The 18,763-nt window shown below is 63.0% G+C and carries 21 protein-coding genes, 1 tRNA gene and 2 pseudogenes; 12 read left to right on the forward strand and 12 right to left on the reverse strand.

Annotated elements, in window-relative coordinates:
* The first annotated feature begins 1 nt into the window (after position 1).
* From AC0L2X_RS15980 to AC0L2X_RS15995, 4 genes are all read left to right on the forward strand, one after another.
* Complete coding sequence (locus tag AC0L2X_RS15980) at positions 2–694, forward strand: winged helix-turn-helix transcriptional regulator (RefSeq protein ID WP_352710048.1); 693 nt, start codon at positions 2–4, stop codon at positions 692–694.
* 47 nt (positions 695–741) lie between these two features.
* A tRNA-Arg gene (locus AC0L2X_RS15985) sits at positions 742–818 on the forward strand.
* 248 nt (positions 819–1,066) lie between these two features.
* The gene (locus AC0L2X_RS15990) at positions 1,067–2,119 is read left to right on the forward strand and encodes a hypothetical protein (RefSeq protein WP_473600003.1); all 1,053 of its coding nucleotides are present in this window, start codon (positions 1,067–1,069) and stop codon (positions 2,117–2,119) included.
* A gap of 1 nt (position 2,120) precedes the next feature.
* Positions 2,121–3,596, forward strand: a complete 1,476-nt coding sequence (locus AC0L2X_RS15995; RefSeq protein ID WP_473600004.1) for an FAD-dependent oxidoreductase — start codon at positions 2,121–2,123, stop codon at positions 3,594–3,596.
* Between the two features lie 24 nt (positions 3,597–3,620).
* Here the strand turns inward: AC0L2X_RS15995 and AC0L2X_RS16000 are convergent, their stop codons facing one another.
* Positions 3,621–4,091 carry a YbhB/YbcL family Raf kinase inhibitor-like protein gene (locus tag AC0L2X_RS16000; RefSeq protein WP_473600005.1) on the reverse strand — a complete coding sequence of 157 codons (471 nt, stop codon included), beginning with the start codon at positions 4,089–4,091 and terminating at the stop codon, positions 3,621–3,623.
* Between the two features lie 48 nt (positions 4,092–4,139).
* Complete coding sequence (locus AC0L2X_RS16005) at positions 4,140–4,577, reverse strand: DUF2267 domain-containing protein (protein ID WP_352489370.1); 438 nt, start codon at positions 4,575–4,577, stop codon at positions 4,140–4,142.
* Positions 4,578–4,843: 266 nt separating this feature from the next.
* On the opposite strand from AC0L2X_RS16005, the gene AC0L2X_RS16010 reads away from it, so the two are divergent.
* Entirely contained in the window at positions 4,844–5,323 is a 480-nt protein-coding gene (locus AC0L2X_RS16010) for an Hsp20/alpha crystallin family protein (RefSeq protein WP_473600006.1), read from the forward strand.
* 83 nt (positions 5,324–5,406) lie between these two features.
* Here the strand turns inward: AC0L2X_RS16010 and AC0L2X_RS16015 are convergent, their stop codons facing one another.
* Positions 5,407–5,835, reverse strand: coding sequence for a CBS domain-containing protein (locus tag AC0L2X_RS16015; RefSeq protein WP_473600007.1), 429 nt, complete (start codon positions 5,833–5,835; stop codon positions 5,407–5,409).
* Positions 5,836–6,117: 282 nt separating this feature from the next.
* Between AC0L2X_RS16015 and AC0L2X_RS16020 the strand changes: the two genes are divergently transcribed.
* The 3 genes from AC0L2X_RS16020 to AC0L2X_RS16030 all read left to right on the forward strand — a co-directional run bounded on the left by AC0L2X_RS16020 (position 6,118) and on the right by AC0L2X_RS16030 (position 8,108).
* Entirely contained in the window at positions 6,118–6,834 is a 717-nt protein-coding gene (locus AC0L2X_RS16020; protein ID WP_473600008.1) for a phosphoribosyltransferase, read from the forward strand.
* 12 nt (positions 6,835–6,846) lie between these two features.
* A complete protein-coding gene (locus AC0L2X_RS16025; RefSeq protein ID WP_473600047.1) occupies positions 6,847–7,485 on the forward strand; it encodes a dienelactone hydrolase family protein in 639 nt (212 codons plus the stop codon).
* Positions 7,486–7,607: 122 nt separating this feature from the next.
* Entirely contained in the window at positions 7,608–8,108 is a 501-nt protein-coding gene (locus AC0L2X_RS16030; protein ID WP_352489365.1) for a DUF6496 domain-containing protein, read from the forward strand.
* Positions 8,109–8,204: 96 nt separating this feature from the next.
* Here AC0L2X_RS16030 and AC0L2X_RS16035 read toward each other — a convergent pair.
* The 4 genes and pseudogenes from AC0L2X_RS16035 to betI form a co-directional block, all read right to left on the reverse strand.
* A pseudogene (locus AC0L2X_RS16035) lies at positions 8,205–8,381 on the reverse strand (aspartate aminotransferase family protein); the annotation flags it as partial.
* 27 nt (positions 8,382–8,408) lie between these two features.
* Positions 8,409–9,710 (reverse strand): flavin monoamine oxidase family protein, encoded by a 1,302-nt coding sequence (locus tag AC0L2X_RS16040; RefSeq protein ID WP_473600009.1) that lies wholly within the window; start codon positions 9,708–9,710, stop codon positions 8,409–8,411.
* Positions 9,707–9,892: a hypothetical protein gene (locus AC0L2X_RS16045; RefSeq protein ID WP_352489363.1), complete on the reverse strand. Its 186-nt coding sequence runs from the start codon at positions 9,890–9,892 to the stop codon at positions 9,707–9,709. The genes AC0L2X_RS16040 and AC0L2X_RS16045 overlap by 4 nt, the downstream gene beginning before the upstream one ends.
* A gap of 25 nt (positions 9,893–9,917) precedes the next feature.
* A complete protein-coding gene (gene betI, locus AC0L2X_RS16050; RefSeq protein ID WP_352489362.1) occupies positions 9,918–10,613 on the reverse strand; it encodes a transcriptional regulator BetI in 696 nt (231 codons plus the stop codon).
* Positions 10,614–10,855: 242 nt separating this feature from the next.
* Here betI and AC0L2X_RS16055 point away from each other — a divergent pair.
* Together AC0L2X_RS16055 and AC0L2X_RS16060 are read left to right on the forward strand one after the other, a co-directional pair.
* Positions 10,856–10,984 (forward strand): annotated as a pseudogene (locus AC0L2X_RS16055) (aminomethyl transferase family protein); the annotation flags it as partial.
* 2 nt (positions 10,985–10,986) lie between these two features.
* Positions 10,987–11,247: a hypothetical protein gene (locus AC0L2X_RS16060; protein WP_473600010.1), complete on the forward strand. Its 261-nt coding sequence runs from the start codon at positions 10,987–10,989 to the stop codon at positions 11,245–11,247.
* A gap of 42 nt (positions 11,248–11,289) precedes the next feature.
* On the opposite strand, the gene AC0L2X_RS16065 is transcribed toward AC0L2X_RS16060, so the two are convergent.
* From AC0L2X_RS16065 to AC0L2X_RS16080, 4 genes are all read right to left on the reverse strand, one after another.
* Complete coding sequence (locus AC0L2X_RS16065; protein WP_473600011.1) at positions 11,290–12,348, reverse strand: dipeptidase; 1,059 nt, start codon at positions 12,346–12,348, stop codon at positions 11,290–11,292.
* Positions 12,349–12,536: 188 nt separating this feature from the next.
* Positions 12,537–12,836 carry a GNAT family N-acetyltransferase gene (locus AC0L2X_RS16070; protein WP_473600012.1) on the reverse strand — a complete coding sequence of 100 codons (300 nt, stop codon included), beginning with the start codon at positions 12,834–12,836 and terminating at the stop codon, positions 12,537–12,539.
* Positions 12,829–13,464 (reverse strand): alpha/beta hydrolase, encoded by a 636-nt coding sequence (locus tag AC0L2X_RS16075; RefSeq protein WP_473600013.1) that lies wholly within the window; start codon positions 13,462–13,464, stop codon positions 12,829–12,831. Before AC0L2X_RS16075 ends, AC0L2X_RS16070 begins: the two co-directional genes overlap by 8 nt.
* A gap of 10 nt (positions 13,465–13,474) precedes the next feature.
* On the reverse strand, positions 13,475–14,407 hold the full coding sequence (locus AC0L2X_RS16080) for a VOC family protein (RefSeq protein ID WP_473600014.1): 933 nt from the start codon (positions 14,405–14,407) through the stop codon (positions 13,475–13,477).
* A 190-nt stretch (positions 14,408–14,597) separates the two neighbouring features.
* Here AC0L2X_RS16080 and AC0L2X_RS16085 point away from each other — a divergent pair, with 190 nt between their 5' ends.
* Complete coding sequence (locus AC0L2X_RS16085) at positions 14,598–16,187, forward strand: alkaline phosphatase family protein (protein ID WP_473600015.1); 1,590 nt, start codon at positions 14,598–14,600, stop codon at positions 16,185–16,187.
* 58 nt (positions 16,188–16,245) lie between these two features.
* Here AC0L2X_RS16085 and AC0L2X_RS16090 read toward each other — a convergent pair whose 3' ends face one another.
* Positions 16,246–17,580 carry a PRC-barrel domain-containing protein gene (locus AC0L2X_RS16090; RefSeq protein WP_473554931.1) on the reverse strand — a complete coding sequence of 445 codons (1,335 nt, stop codon included), beginning with the start codon at positions 17,578–17,580 and terminating at the stop codon, positions 16,246–16,248.
* 251 nt (positions 17,581–17,831) lie between these two features.
* On the opposite strand from AC0L2X_RS16090, the gene AC0L2X_RS16095 reads away from it, so the two are divergent.
* Positions 17,832–18,752, forward strand: a complete 921-nt coding sequence (locus AC0L2X_RS16095; RefSeq protein ID WP_473600016.1) for a diacylglycerol/lipid kinase family protein — start codon at positions 17,832–17,834, stop codon at positions 18,750–18,752.
* Positions 18,753–18,763: the final 11 nt, after the last annotated feature.

Here is an 18,763-nt window from a genome sequence, read left to right on the forward strand (position 1 = left end):
CGTGACCCAGTCCGGATACAAACAGTTCTGCCCGTTATCGATGGCCGCGGAGGTGCTGTGCACCCGCTGGACCATGGTTCTGCTTCGCGAATTGGTGGCGGGCTCGACCCGTTTCAACGATCTGCGCCGCGGCGTCCCCAAAATGTCGCCGACCCTTCTGTCGCAACGCCTCAAGGAGCTCGAGCTGGCCGGGATCGTCGAGCGCAAGGAGGTGCGCGGCGAGAAAGGCATCTTCGAATACCGGATGACCGAGGCAGGCAGGGATCTGCGTTCCGTCGTCGAGGCGATGGGCTTTTGGGGGCAGAAATGGGTCGAGTCGCGGCTGTCGCTGAAGAACCTCGATCCATCGCTGCTGATGTGGGACATGCGGCGCAACCTCAACGCGTCGCCGCTGCCCGACGGCCGCACCGTGATACAATTTCTATACCAGGAGCTTCCCGCCTCCAAACGGTCGTGGTGGCTGATCGTCGAGAAGCACGGCGAGGTCGACCTCTGCTGGTACGATCCAGGCTTCGATGTCGATCTCTACGTCTCGACCGACCTGCACACGATGACCGAAATCTGGATGGGGCTGATCACCGTCGAGAAGGCCGGCCCGAAAGTGATCTTGACGGGCGACCAGAATATCGCCCGCAAAATGCAGACGTGGCTGGGCCTGAGCCCATTCGCGGTCGAACCCAAGCGAGCGGCCTAGCTGCCTCTTGGCGAAACGGTCCGAAGCGGTTATGTGTCGGGCGCGATGGTCCCGTAGCTCAGTAGGATAGAGCGGCAGATTCCTAATCTGTAGGTCACAGGTTCGATTCCTGTCGGGATCACCATGCTTTTCAATGAGTTGCCTGACGCTGCATCGCTGCAGCCGCAAAAGTGCACTGTCGCCGGATTCCCGGCCAGTCCGGGCACGAGTTCGGGGCGTGTGGTCCCGGTACCAGCCAGGCCAATTCGCAAACTCATGATCAGGCGGAGGGTTCCCGGGTCGCGCCGTTGGACGCGGCCAAGGAACCTGCCGCCGATCAGATCGTTTCGCGATATCTGGCCAGGTCAACCGGAGGGGAGGCAGATATGCCGCATGCTCGCAATCGCATGGAACCGAAAATCGGCAAAGTCTGCCGTGGATTCGGGACTTGCCGCGATGCTGCGTGACGTCGACTACGTCCTGCAAAAACTCGACTGGATGCGCGCCGAAGGCATCTGGCCCAACGGCTTGCGGTATCTGTGGACCGATGCATTCGGGGTCGTGCTCTACGTCTCGCTTTTCGCGGAAACTGGCGAAGCGCGCTGGCTGGACGCGGCCGAGCGGCTGGTGGCCGATGTCGAGCGTGTGCTCGGCCGCCGGCGCGGACTGAGGATCGGCGAAGCGGCCGATCGCGACGGCCAGTACTTCCACTATCTGGCGATGTGGCTGTTCGCCTTGGCGCGTCTCGGCGATCTGAAGCCGGAATACCGCAAGCGCGGCATTGCGCTAGCGCGGAACATTCACCCGGCCTTTTTGGTCCCCGGCCGCGGCGTGATCTGGAAGATGCAGGAGGATCTGAGCGGTCCTTACCCCGGCTACGGCCTCGGCAGCATGGACGCCTATGACGGCTACGTCTCTTACCGGATGCTCGATGAGGACGCACTGGCGCCCGAGATCGCGCAGATGCGTAACCTGATGGAGCGCGATTGGCGCACCCTCGACATCGAGCAGGACCTCGGCCTCGGCATGATGCTGTGGCTCGCCCATTTCTTTCCCGCCGAGCCGTGGGCCGGGGCGCAGACGAGGCGTTCGCAGCGAACCCTGGAAACGATGTGGGTCGACCCGCCCGGCTATTTCAGCCGCGCGCCATGGCTGCGCGATACCAAGTTCGCCTTCACCAATTACGGCGTGTCGCTCGGCCTGCAGGCTGCCGGTATGTGGCCGGGGCGTGTCGATAGGCTGAACGCCTTCTTCGAGAACTGGCGCTCCGGCGACGAATACGACCGCGAGGCGATCACCTGGGTGATGGCCTGCACCTCGCATCTTTCCGGTGCTTTTCTGACCCGGAGGGGCGAGAGATCGATTGAAAGCGACCAAGCTCGGGAACGTTCCCCTGCCGGCGCGGTTGTCGATGGAAGTAAATCGAGACGCAAGGGGCGCGGTTGAAATGGCCATTCTCTTGGGAAAACCGGGAAGCTGTTGGGTGGCGGCAGCCAGATCCACGAACTATCCCCAGCTGGAAGGTTCGATCCGTGCGGACGCCGTTGTCGTGGGGGCTGGAATTGTCGGGCTGACGACGGCGCTTCGCCTTTGTGAGGCGGGCCGGTCGGTGGTCGTCCTCGAAGGCCTGCGCATAGGTGGCCAGGTGACCGGCCGCTCGACGGCCAAGATCACCACGCAGCATGCGCTGATCTATCGCCATCTCATCGGCACTGTCGGCCGGGAGTTGGCCCAAGTCTACGCCGATGCGAATTCCGCCGGCGCCCGACAAATCCGCGATTGGGTCGACAACTGCGCCATCGTCTGCGATTTCGAGAGCAAGGACGCCTATACCTACACCTGCGATGATGGCCGGCGCGCGAAGGTCGCGGCCGAGGCGGAGGCCGCGCGTCAGGTCGGGCTGGAGGCCGAGGTTCTCGAACGCGCACCGCTGCCTTTCGAAACGGCCGCGGCATTACGGTTCCCCGACCAGGCGCAGTTCAATCCGGCGATGTATCTGGTTGGCCTGGCGGAAGCGGTGACGGCCCGTGGCGGTCGGATCTTCGAAAACAGCCGCGCCACCTCGATCGACGAGGCAAGCCGCTGGCGCCTCGTCACCGATGGCGGCGCCGTTGATGCCGGTCACGTTGTCGTCGCCACCAACATGACGGTGAAGAGCCCCGTCGGCATGGCGAACCGGACGCAACCGCGCTGCCACACCGTGATGGCCTTTCGGATCGATGATCCCCTCGCTGTCGACGGCATGTTCATCGGCATCGACGACCCGACGCATTCCATTCGCACAGGCCGTGATGCCGAAGGACCGCTGCTGGTCACGCTCGGCCCCAAATTCAACACCGGCGGGGATGGCGACGTGGCGAAGCGGTTTGTCGAACTGGAAAAATGGGCAAAAAAGAACCTTCCGGTCGGCGACGTCGCGTGGCGCTGGTGCAACGAGGATTATGATACGGCCGACAGGATCCCATATGCCGGCGAACCCGATCCCGCCAAGGCCGCCGGCTTCCACATTGCCACGGGCTTCAACGCCTGGGGCATCACCAACGGGACGGCCGTGGGCACGATGATCGCCGACCTGATCTGCGGCCGCCCGAGCCCATGGCAAAAACTCTACGATCCGGCCCGGCCCTATCCCGAGGACTTCCACAAGAACGGCCGCAGTCAATCGATCGTCTCGAGCACCCATGACATTGCGCCCGGCATGGGTGGCGTGATCGTCAGGGGAGACGAAAAGATTGCGGCGTGGAGAGACACCGAAGGCGCACTCCAGGCGGTTTCGGCGACGTGCACCCACAAGGGCTGCACCGTGACCTGGAACAATGCGGACCACACCTGGGATTGTCCCTGCCACGGCTCGATCTTCGCCGCCGACGGTTCGGTCATCCACGGCCCTGCCCGAAAACCGCTTGCCCAGATTACATTGTGAAGGCGGCGACCGGCGCGGCCCGCATCACGCCGGCCGTTCGTAGGTTCCGACCAACTCCGTCTCCTCCAACGCGTGTTTCTGGGCTTGCTTCCAGACCTGATGCACGCCCGCCTGTCCCGGTACGCTGAGGCTCGGCACATCGAGCGCGGCCAGTAGGAAGTGGTAATGGTGGACGCCATGCCCTGCAGGCGGCTGCGGACCATCGTAATAGGCATTGCCGAAATCGTTGGTGCCTTGCCTGAGTGCGGACGGGCCGGGCTTGCCGTCTTCGGCTTCGGCGAGTCCGCCGGCATCCGGCGGGATATTGAAGACCGCCCAGTGCCCGAAAATCCCGCTTAGCGCATCGGGATCGCGCACGACAAGAACAAGGCTCTTGGTTCCATCCGGGACACCGGACCATTTGAGCGGCGGCGAGACGTTCTGGCCGTCACGCGCATATTTTTCGGGAATTCTTCCGCCTGCCCGGAACGCCGGGCTGATAAGGGTGAGTGGCATTGCTATTTCTCCGGGAGATTGCGACCGAGAAACCCGCGCTGGCGCCGTTCACGCCGCTTGCTGAGCTTCCGCGATGCGTCTGATCTCTCCTGGCAGGGATTCCCAGACCTTGTGCATCTGTCCTTCTCCGACGTGATGGGCGAGCACCTTGGACACGACCCTGAATGCATCTTTGGAATCGACCGGACGGGTAAATTCCAGCTCCGCCTTGATCTTGGCCAGAAACTCGTCGAGCGACCGCATCTTCTCGGGAGCTTTGGAAGGCTGGTATTGGTCATAGAAGGCGCCGCGCACCAGGATCGGAAGCTGCGAGCCGAGGTGGGCTGCAAGATCGGGTTGCATACGGTCGCGCAGGGCGTGCAGCACCGCTCCGAGAACGTGCCAGGCGACCTGCCGATCCGGTCCGATCTCGTCCATGATCTCGTCGAGCCAGATGTTCGTGGTCTGCAGTGTCTTGTCGAATACGTCGAGTCCGGTGGCGTTCATCGAAAATCCTCCTTCCGTTCAAATCCGACTAGGCTGTTGTGACCAAACAGCCGTACCTGCCCGTTGTTCCCCGATGCGTATGTCCTGGTGCGCATTCATTGTCGGAGGTTCCGTTGCAAGGGGATTCGGGCCGGCTTTTTGCCGCTGTTTTTTCGAGCGCCTTTCTTGGCCGGCGCCCGGAACATCCTCATGGGTGGACGAGTTTTGTTTGCTGCCGCCGATCGCATGGCGACGAGTGATGCAGACACGAAAACAGGAGAAGAACCATGGCACATCACGATTTGGCGCCCAGGACGCCATCGCGCAGCCTCTACCCGTCCGCGCGAGACCCACTCACGTCATTCCACCGGCAGATCGATCGCCTGTTCGACGACTTCTTTGCGCCAATGGCCGAAGCGACTACGGCCGGCGATCTTTGGCCGAGCGTCGACGTACATGAAACAGACCAAGCCTATAAGGTCACCGCCGAATTGCCGGGGCTCGAGCAGAAGGATGTTGAGCTTAAGCTGCGCGAGAACACCCTCTCCATTACGGGCGAGAAGCGTTCGGAGCACAAGGAAAGCGACCGCGGCCAAACCTACAGCGAACGCAGTTATGGCCGGTTTCAGCGGACGATCCCCCTGGAAGCGGAGATCGATGCCGACAAAGTGCAGGCCACTTTCAGGAACGGCGTTTTGACTGTCGAGCTTCCGAAGAATCCCGCCGCAAAGGACAAGACACGGCGCATAGAAGTGAAAGCGCGATAGCCAAACTGAATGCTGCCTGACAAGCGGCGTTCACCCCCGAGGGAGGGGAGAACGGCGAGCACGGCAACCGCTCAGGCGAGCGTCTAGCGCCGGGGATCGTCCGTCGGCTCGGAAACGCCTTCGAGTGCGATCTTGGCGGCTTCCTCATCGGTCCGCCCGAGGTCGGCCAGGGCAATGACGCCGACGAGGCGCTTGTCATGGTTGATCACCGGAAGGCGACGCACCTGATGCTTGGCCATGATCTTGGCCGCATCGGTAATGTCGGCGTCGTCGAAGCACCAATAGACATGCTCGGACATGACCTCGCGAACGGTCGTGTTGCCGGCTGAGCGCTCCTCGGCGACGCCGCGCATCACGATGTCGCGGTCCGTCACCATGCCGACCAGCCTGTCGTTCTCGCCGACCGGAAGGGCGCCGAGATTATCGGCCCGCATTTTCCGAGCGGCATCCCTGATTGTCGTGTTCGGGCCGACCAGTTCGGTCCGACGGCTCATGATCTCCTGAACTTGCATGGGATATTCCTTCCCTGACTGCTGAGGCAACAAGTCGCCAGACGCGCCTGTTGCCGCGCATCGCGAAATCGCCGGACGATATGGATCGCTATCTTCGATCTTCCCGATCCGCGTTAACGCGTGCGGGTGCCGGCACCTCGCGATCGAAACTATTCTTGGAACGTCCAGGGCAGCGAGCGAGTTCCAAAGTGGTACCGGTGCCTCAGCCATCCCACGGGATGTGGCCGCAGGCTGGTGAAAAAACATCCACCGGGAAAAACAGATGCACGCGGATTGAAGGTCATGGCAATCATCTTTTCAGATCGCCGCGAGGCCGGGCAGCGACTCGCCGGGGAGCTCGTTCGCTTTGCCGGCCGCGACGACGTGATCGTATTGGCGCTGCCCCGAGGCGGCGTGCCGGTCGGCTACGAGGTCGCGCAGGCACTCAAGGCACCGCTCGACGTCTTCGTCGTGCGCAAGCTCGGCGTCCCCGGTCACGAGGAACTGGCCATGGGGGCGATCGCGCCCTCAGGCGTACGTGTCCTGAACGACGAAATCGTCAACGGTCTCGCGATCCCGCCACATGTTATCGACGCGGTCGCCGCAAAAGAGGAAAAAGAGCTTCTGCGCCGCGAGCACCTCTATAGGAACGGGCGACCCCCACCGCAGTTGAATGGACGAACCATTATCCTCGTGGATGACGGGCTTGCGACCGGATCGACCATGCGGGCCGGGATCAGGGCGCTGCGAAAAAACCACGCCGCCTATATTGTCGCGGCCGTTCCCGTCGGTAGTCCCGACACTTGCGACGCGATGCGGGCGGACGCCGACGAGGTCGTTTGCGCGACGACACCGGAGCCGCTGCTCGGTGTCGGGCGCTGGTACGTGGATTTCTCTCAGACGAGCGATGAAGAGGTCCGTGCGCTGCTCGCCAGGTCCGTGCCCAAGCCTGCCGCTTCCGACGAGGAGTTGGCTGGGCACGCGAGCGCGGGTCCGGCGGACGGCACCAGATCGCAATAGCGGAAGTTGGATATGGACCGGAATAGCGAGCACGTCGTGCATGTTCCCGCGGGGCCTGTCGCCCTTGAGGGCAATCTTTCGCTGCCCCCGGATGCTCGCGGCCTTGTGCTCTTCGCCCATGGCAGCGGCAGCAGCCGCCACAGCCCGCGCAACCGCTACGTGGCGGGAAGGCTGAACGAGGCGAACCTCGCCACCTTCCTCGTCGACCTGTTGACGGCCGAAGAGGAGCGGATCGACCAGGTCACGGCCGAGTTGCGATTCGATATCGGACTGCTCGCCGACCGGCTGGTCGGCATCACCGATTGGCTCGGCGCCTCGCCGGACACGTCGGGGTTGCTTCTTGGCTATTTCGGCGCGAGCACGGGCGCCGGCGCCGCCGTGGTTTCGCGTGGTGGCCGGCCCGATCTTGCAGCGCTCGCCCTGCCGCGCGTCCGGGCGCCGACCTTGCTCGTCGTCGGAGGCGCGGACACGCAAGTGATCGCGCTCAACCGCTCGGCGCTGGCGGCGCTTCGTAGCGAGAAGGAGCTCGCCATCGTCCCTGGCGCGACACATCTGTTCGAGGAGCCCGGTGCCCTGGACGAAGTCGCGGATCTCGCTACCCAATGGTTCTTGCGCCATCTGATTTCGGACAGATCGGCGTCGACGTCCTGACAGCTGGGGCTTGGATCACCCGTCCCGGGATCATTTGCGTCCTCAACGCGTTATGATCCTCATAAGACAGCGCGCAGCTGCAACCAGAATGGCTGTCGCAACCCGTATGTGGGAGAAAGACAATGCCGGACAAGAAAACCATCGAGAAGGCCCGAAAGGACAAGCGCGAGGGCAAATCGCCGAGCACGCAGGCCGGCGAGTTCGTGCACGAGGAGATCGATAAGATCCGCCGCGGTGAGCACGGCGCGCGCTCGACCCAGCAGGCCATCGCCATCGGGCTTTCCGAGGCAAGACGCGCAGGCGTAGACCTGCCCCCGCCCAAAAAGGGCAAGGTGAAGGAGAGCACGCGCAAAAGCGCCGAATACGCCTATGAGGCCGGCCAGGGCGAACGCAAGCCGAAACGCCGCCCGCGGATCTCGAAAGCCGTCTCCAAGGTGCTCGAGCACGAGCCGAAGAGCACGGCATCGCACGAGGCGCTGGCGCAGCAGGCCAAGCGTGCGGCCTCGCGCCGGACGGCTGAGGAGCGCTCGGCAGCCGCAAAGAAAGCCGCCGAGACGAAAGGCGCCAGCGGAAGGAAGGCGGCGGCGCAGAAGGCCGCCAGAACGCGGGCACACCACGCATAGTTCAAGACGGCAGTTCGCCTCCAGGAAACCCGATATGGAGCCACGGGCCGCCGCCAGCAAAGGCAAGACGTCGACAAGGCCGCCGCCGATAAACGCCTATTCCTCCCAGACACCTTCCCGGCGCAGATCGTCCATCGTGCGCGAAATGCCTTCGCGCAAGATCGACACCATGTCGTCGATCTGCTCGCGCGTGATGATCAGCGGGGGCAACATTACGCACATGTTGATCAGCGGCCTGACCAGCAGGCTGAGCTCGTGGCAATGCGCGTCGATCCCGGTCGGCAGCTCGATCCGCCTGGCTTATGACCCTGAGGCTCTGATGGCGATGGCCGACTGAATAATTTTTAGCGCAGCAATGCGGCCGGCGACGATGGCGCCCTCGACGTAGCCCGGAAATGATGGCGACAGCTCCGACGAGGCGAAATGGATCGGCGGCGCGCCGGCGCGGATGATGCGTTCGGCATAGGTTGCCGTCGCATCGACGATAAGGTCGCTGTAGCCGCCACCGCTCCAGCGATCGTCCGTCCAGTCACGATAGCTGAGATCGGAGAAGCCGGCCGCCTCGGCGCCGAGCGCTTCCTCCAGTTTTGACGTCACCTTGGCGCGCAGTGCCGCCTCGCCCAGTTCGCGCCAGCGCCGGGCCAGCGGCCCGCCGATGAAGACGACAAGTGCTGGATGAGCCTCGTCATTGCTGGCATCGCAAGCAAAAAGCCCGTGCGGGTCGCGCCACATCACCATGCCGCTCAAGCCCCTGTCGCGCCAGAAAGCCTTGGGATAGCGCACCAGCAATTTGATCACCACGCCGCTTTGCCAGACGCCGAGAGCTCTCTCCAGCGCAGCCGGCAATGGCGGCACGAAATCCACTTTCGAGGTCATCATCGGCGGTACGGCGACCAGTACCGCTCGTGCTTCGATCGCGCCGGCAGGCGAAACGACGCGAACCCCTCCCGGCCCGTGCTCAATGGCCTCGACAGCTGTGTTCAGCCGCAGTCGATCGCCAAGATCCCGCGCAAGATCATCTGCCAGCGAATGCATGGTTTCGCGCACGAAATACTGCAGCTCCGACACTTCGTTGATGATGCGGCGGTCATTGTCGATGACGTACCACAGCGGCAGCTTTTCCATTGCCAGGCACCAAAGGCCCTCAATCAGCGAATGAAAGGCCGCCTTGGCTTCATCAGGATCGTTCTGGCGATCGAGCCATGCGGCGACGGTCAAACCGGCAATGGCCGGATCGTTCGGTGCGATCGCGTTCATCCGCTCGCGTATTTGCATCGCGGTGCCGTACGTGTGCTTGGCTTGCGCCTCGTTCATCCGCGGCTGGGTGATGAATTCGCCGGCGAAATGCGTCTCGACCAATGTCTTGCCGCGCGCCCGCAGCAGCGCCATCACTTCCGGCATATCTTCGCACAGGAACTGACCGCCGCTGTCGACCCGCTCGCCGAGGCCATTCGGCATGGCTTCGACGCGTCCGCCGACGCGATGGCGGGCTTCGAGCAGCACGAAATCGACGCCGGCCTTCTTCAGCTCAAGCGCTGCCGAAAGGCCGGTGAAGCCGGCGCCGACGACGACCACATCGGCTCGTTCGATCTCGGAGTTCAATAGCCGGCCTTGATCTTCTCGAATTCCGCGATCATCCGCTGTTTGAGTTCCGGCGCCACCGGCAGCGGATGGAAGCCGGGGTCCTCGTAACGGGACTGGTCAAACAAAACGAGGTCCTTGTCCGGCCCCAGCGCTGCAGCCGAAGCCACCAGCGCTCTCAGAGGTCGCGTCAATGTCTTCATTGCTGTTCCATCCTCTTTGATTGTTTCACGCCGGCTTGGCAGCGCTGGCTGCAGATCTCGGATAGTGCTTGGGGAATGCCGCAGACAGGAATTCGTTCGCGGCCTGCAGCGCCGTCTCGCGTGTGGTGTCTTCGGTGTCCATCATCAAACGCAGCCACAGACCATCCAGCATGGCGCTGAGTGCCAGCGCCATGACTTGTGGCTCATAGGCATAGCGGCCGCTCTTCTGGAGCGCCGCGCAAAGATCGATGAAGATGTTTTGGTAGACGGCATCGCGTGCGCTGCTCAGCGCCTGATATTTCGGCCGCGATTTGGCCTCCCCCCAGAAGGCACACCAGGCAGCAAGCTTGCGCTTGTTGCAGATCGAGCGGTCGAAATCGGCCGCGACCAATGCCTGCAATTGACGGGCAGGGTCATCGCCGGCCTTTTGCAAGGCGCTGCGCCAATGCGCCGAATACTCGTCATACATGTATTGCAAAGTGGCGACGAGCAGCTTCTCCTTGCTCTCGAAATGGAAATTGACGATGCCGCGCGATAGGCCGGCGCCGTCTGCGACGTCGGCCATCGTCGTCTCCGAAAAGCCGCGCTTGGCCAGTGAATCGATTGTCGCTTCGATCAGTTGAAGCTGCCTTGTCTCTTTCGACGCCTTGCGGCCGCGCTTTTCGGGGTCGCTTTTTCGAGCCGGTTCGAGGAGGGCTTCGCGCGCCTCTGTCGTCTTCATCGGGGTGATAGTCTCCAGCGGTGATGGTCTCCAGCATCGCCGGCTAGCCGACCGGCTTTCGGCCCCGAAGATCAGTGGAACGGTGCTCGCCACTGTCAAGCAACTTCTGCATGGCTGCCAAGTTCCAATGTTCACGTCGAGATAGGGATCCTTGGAGAAACCGAGGTCGAAGGCACCGTCGGCGAAAGGTAGCGACCCGGCGATGCGTGGACCAGATTTGCGCCCCCGAGCCGCCTGCAGCGGACCTCTGCGTCGAGATCCATCCCAGGCGCGAGCTGCGGTATCACAAGCTGATGAAGCGTGCCAAACTGGTGCCGCGGCCGTTCGTCAGGCTCGATCGCCGCACCGCCAATCCACCCGCGGATTTCTGAGCATGTCCGACGAAACCGAACGTCATGAGGAAGACGCCGAAGCCGCCGAACAGTGGCAGCTGGTCAACACGCCGCTCGGCGAAAAATGGTCGGGCCGCACCCGCTATGCCGCGGCCATGTTCTTCTACAAACGCGGCGAGATGAACGCCGAGACGCTCGAGGTCTACCGCATCTGCGCGCGGCTGGATTCGACGGATCCGCTACCGATCATCCGCGACCGCGGCATTGGCCAGGACTGGCTTAAACGCATGGGTTTCGAATAGTCCGCCCCCAAATCGCGTTCCGGTCAAGCCGGCATCACCCGCTCAGCCGATGGTCTTTTCCAGCACGCCGAGCCAATTGCGATAGGCGATCTTCTCGATCAGCGCGCGCCCGAAGCCGCGTGCCGCGAACGCGTCGAGCAGTCTTGGCAGGCCGGCAACGTCGCCTATCGCGGCCGGGATCATGGCGCCGTCGAAATCCGAGCCCAGGCCGACGCCGTCTTCGCCCAATGCCTGCAGCAGCGAATCGACATGGCGCACCATGATGTCGAGGCTGGTGTCGGCGTTCATCCTGCCGTCCTCACGCAGGAACCCGGTGGCGAAGTTCAGCCCGACCATGCCGCCGGAGTCGCGGATCGCGCCGAGCTGCCATTCGGTGAGGTTGCGCGAATGGCCGCAGATCGCGTGCACGTTGGAATGGGTCGCGACCAGCGGTGCGTCGCTGATCTCGACGACGTCGCGGAAACCTTTTTCGTTGAGATGCGAAAGATCGATCATGATCTTCAGCTGGTTGCAGGCTTTCACCAGCGCCTTGCCGGCATCGGTCAGCCCTGGTCCCGTATCGGGCGACGACGGGAAGCGGAACGGCACGCCGTGGCCGAAGGCATTGGGACGGCTCCAGACGATGCCGAGCGAGCGCAGGCCGGCTGCGTGGAGAACGTCGAGCAGGGTGAGCTCAGGGTCGATCGCCTCGACCCCTTCGATATGGAACACCGCCGCAATCGAGCCTTGCGCCATCGCCTTCCTCACATCGCCGGCGCTGCGGCAGACAGTAAGTGCCGAAGCCCGCTCCAGCCTGAACAGGATCGAGGCCATCGCTACGGTGGAGTTGAGCGCATCGGCGCGCGGAATCTCGGGTGGCAAGGGCTCGCTGTCGCTCGGCGCCAGCGGCACCGCGCCGCGTTTGGATTTCTCGACAGGCGGCGGGAAGATCGCAAACATGCCGCCGGCAAACCCGCCTTTCTTCGCGCGCGGCAGGTCGATATGGCCACCCGGCGTCCCCTCGACGAACAGCTTTTCGACGTCCGCATCCTTCGACTGGTAGAGCCTGAGCAGCGTGTCGTTGTGGCCGTCAAAGACGGGAACGAGATCGGATTCGGTCATGGAGGGCCATTCGGTTGAAGTGGTCGGGCCGCGGACGGCGAGCCGGTTGCTGGCAATACTTAGGCAAGGTTGGCGCTCCGCGCAAATCCCGTATGTTTGCCCCCTTGCGTTTGTACGCCCCCAATAGCCAAAAGGGGCACGCGGTAAAGCCGCGCACCCCTTCTTTCGACATTCGTTGAGGCTGTGCCTTACCGCTTCAGCACGTCCGCCCATTCCGGATGGCGGCGGAACTGAGCATTGGCGAACGGGCAAAGCGGGATGATCGTCTTGCCCGCCGCACGTGCATCCTCGACGGCACGGCTGACCAGGCGAAGCCCCGCGCCCTGGCCGCGAAATGCATCCGGCACCTCGGTATGGTCGATGATGATCTGGTGCTCGCCGATCTTGGTGAAGGTCATCTCCGCCTCGGCGCCGACCGGCCCACGCAGGAGGTAGCGGCCCTTCGAGCCGCGGTCCTCCAGTTCAATCTCCGGCAATAGGTCAGACATGGCTTGCGGTCCTTTCATCCGACGCCACGGCGAACAGTCGCCGCGCCGCCTCGATCTCGCTCGGCCGCACCTCATGGCCGCCGTCATGCCACTCGACTGTGACATCGGCGCCATCGGCGCGCAAATAGGCTTCGAGCCGCGCCGTCAAATCAGGCGGACAGATCGGGTCCCGCCTGCCGGCGGTGACCAGGATGCGGCCGCCGCCAAGGCTGCCCTTGACCTTCGGCTCGAACGGAATCAGCGGATGCATCAGCACCGTTGCGTCGAACAGCGATGGTTCGGCAAACAGCACCGAGGCCAGGATGTTGGCGCCGTTGGAGTAACCGAGGCCGAGCACCGAAGATGGCCTTGCCGCCTCGACATGCGCCTTGACGAGGCCGGTCATCTTCTCTGTCGCTCGCGCGAGATCGCCCATGTCGTAAACGCCCTCGCCGGTCCGGCGGAAGAAGCGTGCGGCGCCTTGTTCCGAGACATCGCCGCGCGGAGCGACGATCGTCGCTTGCGGCGCGAGATCGCGTCCAAGCGACAGAAGCTGGGCCTCGTCGCCACCGGTGCCATGGAAGACGAAGAGCAACGGTCCGCCCGGCGAACCGGGCAGCACTTTGTGAATATACGAATCCTTGCTCATGACCTTGCCCTCAGTCTTCCAGTTTCTGCAGATGCTGCTCGAGATAGGGCCGCAAATGCTGGTGTTGCGACGGCAGCTTCAGCGCCTCGCCAAGATGGGCGGTATCCTCGTCGCGGTCGAAGCCCGGCTCGTTGGTGGCAACTTCGAACAGCACGCCGCCCGGTGTGCGGAAGTAGATCGCCCAGAAATAATCGCGGTCGATCACTGGCGTCACCTGATAACCTGTATCGAGGAGTGCTTTGCGCACTTCGAGCTGCTTGGCGCGGTTCTCGACGGCGAAAGCGACATGGTGGACCGAGCCGGCGCCGAGATTGGCGAAGCCGGCCCCTGGCAGCGATTCGATATCGACGACGTCGGCGCCGTTGCCGTTCTTCACCGCCAGCCGCCTGATGTTGCCGGACTTGTCGACCTCTTCATAGCCCATGAATTTCAGCAGCTCTTCGGTGGCGCCGCCATCTTTCAGCCTCAGCGACACCGAGTGAAAGCCGCGGATCGCCTCGTCGGTGGGAATGCCACCCTTGGCCCATGGCGCACGGCTGTCCGCTCTGTCCTCGACCAGCGCAAACCCGTCGCCGTCGGGACCGGCGAACGCAAGACGCTTCTCGCCGAACGTCTCCCCGCGGGACAGCCCGGTGACACCTTGCTCGGCAAACCGTTTCTCCCAATAGCCGAGCGTGCCCTCGGGCACCGAGTAAGCGGTGGTACCGACTTCGCCGACTCCATGGCGGCCTTTGCCGATGTTCGGGAACGGGAAATAGGTCATCACCGAGCCGGGCGTGCCGACCTCGTCGCCGTAATAGAGGTGGTAGACGTCGGGTGCGTCGAAATTGACCGTTTTCTTGACCCGGCGCAGGCCGAGCGTACCGGTGAAGAATTCGTTGTTCTGGCGTGCATCGCCGGCCATCGAGGTGACGTGATGCAAGCCCTTGACCTGGTCGAGCATGTTTCTGCTCCTTCCCTTGTGCTGGTGCGGCCCTTGCCGCTGTCCACGCAAATATGAGGATCCGCCTCCTGGCCGCAAAGGCGGCAAACACAGAATGGACTGTGCTGTTAAAGTGAACGATCAAGCAGGTTTTGTTCACCATTCGGCGAACCGGACCGGCTTGCATACTCGCCGAAATTGCGCTCCATGAATGACGCATGTAGCCAGCGTGAGGATACCGCGGTTGACGGGAAAACGCCCCAACATTCTCCTGATCACCTGCGACCAATGGCGCGGCGACTGCCTGTCAGCTGCTGGGCACAAGGTGGTAAAAACGCCGAACGCCGACGCGCTGGCTGCCGAGGGCGTTCTGTTCCCGAAGCACTATGGCGGCGCCGCACCTTGCTCGCCGGCGCGCGCCTGCCTCTACACCGGCCTCTACCAGATGAACAATCGTGTTTGCCGCAACGGCACACCGCTCGATGCCCGCCACGGCAACATAGCGCTCTGGGCGCGCGCCCTTGGCTATGATCCGACGCTGTTCGGTTATACCGACATGGCGCGCGACCCGCGCACGCTGGCGCCTGGCGACCCGCAGCTGAAGAGCTATGAAGGCGTGCTGCCCGGCTTCACCGTGCGCCAGCTTCTGCCCGAGCACCAGAAGCCCTGGCTGTCATGGCTCAAGGCGCGCGGCGTCGATGCCGGCGCCGGCTCCCCCGCCATTCACCGCCCGGTGGGCGAAATCCTGGAAAACGACGGCGCGATCAGCAACGCTCCGCCAATCTATTCGAACGACGAGACGCCGTCCGCCTTCCTGGCCGGCGAATTCATCCGCTGGCTCGGCGAGCAGGAGCGCGATACGCCCTGGTTCGCGCACCTTTCCTTCATCAGCCCCCACCCGCCCTTCATCGTGCCGGCGCCTTACAATACCATGTACGATCCGGCCATCGGTCCAGCTTTTGACCGCGCCAAAAGCTGGCAGGCCGAAGCAGCAAGCCACCCCTACCTCGCCTTTGAATTTGACCGGCAGGAACGGTCGAAATTCCGCCCGGGCTCGGGGGGCAAGGTGCGCGACTGGGGCGACGATAATTTTCGCCGCATCCGGGCGCTCTATTACGGCATGATCTCGGAGGTTGACGCGCAGCTTGGCCGTGTCTGGCAAGCGGTCAAGGCAGCCGATGCATGGGACGACACCGTCATCGTGCTGACCTCCGACCACGCCGAGATGATGGGCGACCATTTCATGCTGGGCAAGGGCGGCTTCTTCGACGGCAGCTTCCATATTCCGCTGATCATTCGCGATCCGCGCCGCCGCAAGGCTGCCGGCAGCAGTGTCGACCGCTTCACCGAGGCGGTGGATTTGGCACCGACCTTGCTCGCGCTCACTGGCGGCGAAGTGCTGCCGCATCTCGACGGCCGCTCGCTGGTCCCTTTCCTGGACGCCACGGAGCCGGACGATTGGCGCGATGCGGCGCATTGGGAATTCGATTTCCGCTCGATCGCGGATGGTGATGCAGAACGGTATTTCGGCATCGGTCCGCGTCAGTGCAATCTCGCCGTCATCCGCGCGCAAAAGTTCAAATATGTGCATTTCGGCGGCGGCCTGCCGCCCTTGCTCATTGACCTGGAGAAGGATGCCGGCGAGCTGACCAACGTCGCTGACGATCCAGCCTATCTGCCGTCGCGGTTGGAATTTGCCGAGAAATTGCTCGCCTGGCGGGCCGAGCATCTCGACCAGTCCCTGGCGCTCGCCGAATTGACGGACAATGGTGTTGCCGGCCATGTCGCCGGCTTTCCCTAGACATAAGCAAAACCCGCGCCGTTGCCGGCGCGGGCTTCTTTGTCGGCCTGTGTGCAGCTTAACGCATGATCATGCGCTGTTTGTCGCGATTTTGCGCATAGGTGGCCTTGTCGTAGGGGGCCTGCGCCTCAAGCTGCTCCTTGGTGAAGTTCGTGTAGAGATAGCGCTTGCCGTTCTTGTCGGTCATGAATTTCAGGTTGTCCATGCCGACCGCCACCTCCTTCTCGCCGACGCCAAGGAAGCCGCCGACGTCGATGATGACTGCGTCGACCTTCTTGTCGCTGCCCAGCACGATATCGCCAATTTCGCCGACGTTGACATCGTTGGCGCCGTAAACGGTTGTTCCAACCAGATCCTCGGCCCGGATTTCGCCCATCGGCATTTCGGTTAGCGTCGACTTGTCGATCGACCCGGTCTTGGTCTGGTCGGCCGCCGAGTTAGCCGGAGGCGCCGCTGCCGGAGCGTTTTGAGCCGTCTTGCTGGCTTGGTCAGTGTTGTTGGTCGTCGCGGTGTTGCTGGCCGTCACGGTAGGCGTGACGGTGGCGGGCGCAGTAGCCGCGGCAGTGGTTGCCGGGGCCGGATCATAGGCCTTGCGGTTGAAGTCCGGCTGCGCCTGCAGCTCTTCCTTGGTCGTTTGCGCAACCAGCCAGCGATCGCCGTTTCTTTCGGCCCATTGCGCCTTGTCAAAATCATAGGCGACGTTCTTTTCGCCGATGCCGAGGAAGCCGCCGACACCGATGATCAGCGATTGCGCCTTGGCTTCCTTGTTGATGACGATGTCGTTCACGTCACCGATGTTTTGGGCGTCGTCGCCGGTGCCGTTATAGACGGTCTCGCCGATGATATTGGTGGCGAGATTGCCTTCGGCGCGCTTGACTGGCTCAGCCGGCGCGGCAGGCGCAGGGGTTGTATTTTGCGCGCTGGTGGAAGGGGCGGCAGGCACCGCATTATCGGCCGAAGCTGGTGGCGGCGGCGGATCGTAAGGTCTCCGGTCGAAATCCGGCTGAGCCGTCAACTCATCCTTCGTCGTCTGCGCTATCAGCCAACGGTCGCCATTTCTTTCGGCCCATTGCATCTTCTTGTAGTCGAAAGCGACGTTCTTGGTTCCTATGCCAAGAAAACCGCCAACGCCGATGACGACGGATTTTACCTCGCCGCGCTCGTCGAAGACGATATCGCTGATGTTGCCGATATTCTGGGCATCATCGCCGGTGCCATTATAGACGGATTCGCCGATGATGTTGGTGGCAAGGCTGCCCTCGGCACGTATCGCCGGAGCGGTATCCTCGGCGGCGGGTGGTTGCGCCGGCGCCGGGGTCGTCGCCGATTGCGCAAATGCACCCGTCGCAATCAATGTTGCGACTGCTGTCGTGGTTAAAAGGGTGCGGATCATCTTAGTGTCTCCTCGTCGGTGATTTCGTGCACGCCCTGCCCGCCTGGCGTCACTGCGGGCGCAGCGTCTTCTGCATGTTCACAACGTTGTGACCACACTGTTGTTCCGAAAAAAGCCGTGGTGCACCCGGTGCGATGTCGATGGTTCTCGGATTCGCCGCGCTGGTCGAAAGGAACATTTTCCCGGCCGCCCCGTTCCACTCCCGGCTGGGGCCCGTCCCGGCCCGATAGGTGCTGGAAAATGGAACGGCCATGCGGTTTGCAGCGGTGCTGAACAAGGACGGGGGCACCCTGCGCACCATCGATCTTCAGGCCTTCGCCAGTCGGATGCGCGGCACGCTTGAGACTGCCGGCCACTCGATCGATATCGAAATCGTCGCCGGCAAGGATATCGTCGCCACGCTGGACGGCGTAGCTTCCAGGCGCGGCATCGATGTCGTGCTGGCTGGCGGCGGCGATGGCACCATTTCGGCCGCGGCAGCCCGTTTGATGAATGGGGAGAAGGCGCTGGCAATTCTGCCGGCTGGTACAATGAACCTTTTTGCGCGCGGCCTCGGTATTCCGCAGACGCTCGATGCGGCACTGAAATCGTTTGCCGACGGCGAGGTGATGGCGATTGACATTGCAACCGCCAACGGCCGGCCTTTCGTGCATCAATTCTCGATCGGCATGCACGCAAGGATGGTGCAACTGCGCCAGAAGATGGAATTCGGCTCGCGGCTGGGGAAGATGCGTGCCTCGGTGCGAGCCGCTTGGGCAACGATCAACAACCCGCCGGCGATGAACGTAACGCTGACGATCGGCGAGGCCGAGATCAGAACCCGGATCACCGGTATCGGCATCACCAACAATCTGTTCGGCGAGGGCCACCTGCCCTACGCCGATGATCCTGCAGGCGGCGTGCTGGGCATCTATGTCACCGTGGCACGGCGGCGCGGCGAATTGATCAGGTTCCTCTTTGACGTCGCCCGTGGGAAATGGCGCGGCAACGAGCATGTCGAAATCCATCAGGCAAACCGCGCCATTTTGAAAATCCATTCGACCAACAGGAAAGTTCAGGCCGTCATGGACGGCGAACTGGTAAAGCTCGATCGCGAGACGACCGTCGAAATCCATCCGCGCGCGTTGAATGTTCTCGTCCCGGCGCGCGCCGCCGAGGCAAGGGTTGCCTGACGTGGGATGCG

The sequence above is a fragment of the Mesorhizobium sp. WSM4828 genome (genome assembly GCF_055811175.1).

Coding starts and splice junctions, on each gene's coding strand:
- AC0L2X_RS16000 (WP_473600005.1), bottom strand. CDS start 4,091: ATGCCACTCACCCTTATCAGCCCGGCGTTCCGGGCAGGCGGAAGAATT.
- AC0L2X_RS16065 (WP_473600011.1), bottom strand. CDS start 12,348: ATGACCGAATCCGATCTCGTTCCCGTCTTTGACGGCCACAACGACACG.
- AC0L2X_RS15990 (WP_473600003.1), top strand. CDS start 1,067: ATGCTCGCAATCGCATGGAACCGAAAATCGGCAAAGTCTGCCGTGGAT.
- AC0L2X_RS16095 (WP_473600016.1), top strand. CDS start 17,832: ATGCGGTTTGCAGCGGTGCTGAACAAGGACGGGGGCACCCTGCGCACC.
- AC0L2X_RS16090 (WP_473554931.1), bottom strand. CDS start 17,580: ATGATCCGCACCCTTTTAACCACGACAGCAGTCGCAACATTGATTGCG.
- AC0L2X_RS16080 (WP_473600014.1), bottom strand. CDS start 14,407: ATGCTCGACCAGGTCAAGGGCTTGCATCACGTCACCTCGATGGCCGGC.
- AC0L2X_RS16030 (WP_352489365.1), top strand. CDS start 7,608: ATGCCGGACAAGAAAACCATCGAGAAGGCCCGAAAGGACAAGCGCGAG.
- AC0L2X_RS16025 (WP_473600047.1), top strand. CDS start 6,847: ATGGACCGGAATAGCGAGCACGTCGTGCATGTTCCCGCGGGGCCTGTC.
- AC0L2X_RS16075 (WP_473600013.1), bottom strand. CDS start 13,464: ATGAGCAAGGATTCGTATATTCACAAAGTGCTGCCCGGTTCGCCGGGC.
- AC0L2X_RS16085 (WP_473600015.1), top strand. CDS start 14,598: ATGACGCATGTAGCCAGCGTGAGGATACCGCGGTTGACGGGAAAACGC.
- AC0L2X_RS16010 (WP_473600006.1), top strand. CDS start 4,844: ATGGCACATCACGATTTGGCGCCCAGGACGCCATCGCGCAGCCTCTAC.
- betI (WP_352489362.1), bottom strand. CDS start 10,613: ATGAAGACGACAGAGGCGCGCGAAGCCCTCCTCGAACCGGCTCGAAAA.
- AC0L2X_RS16020 (WP_473600008.1), top strand. CDS start 6,118: ATGGCAATCATCTTTTCAGATCGCCGCGAGGCCGGGCAGCGACTCGCC.
- AC0L2X_RS15995 (WP_473600004.1), top strand. CDS start 2,121: ATGGCCATTCTCTTGGGAAAACCGGGAAGCTGTTGGGTGGCGGCAGCC.
- AC0L2X_RS16045 (WP_352489363.1), bottom strand. CDS start 9,892: ATGAAGACATTGACGCGACCTCTGAGAGCGCTGGTGGCTTCGGCTGCA.
- AC0L2X_RS16070 (WP_473600012.1), bottom strand. CDS start 12,836: ATGTCTGACCTATTGCCGGAGATTGAACTGGAGGACCGCGGCTCGAAG.
- AC0L2X_RS16060 (WP_473600010.1), top strand. CDS start 10,987: ATGTCCGACGAAACCGAACGTCATGAGGAAGACGCCGAAGCCGCCGAA.
- AC0L2X_RS16015 (WP_473600007.1), bottom strand. CDS start 5,835: ATGCAAGTTCAGGAGATCATGAGCCGTCGGACCGAACTGGTCGGCCCG.
- AC0L2X_RS16005 (WP_352489370.1), bottom strand. CDS start 4,577: ATGAACGCCACCGGACTCGACGTATTCGACAAGACACTGCAGACCACG.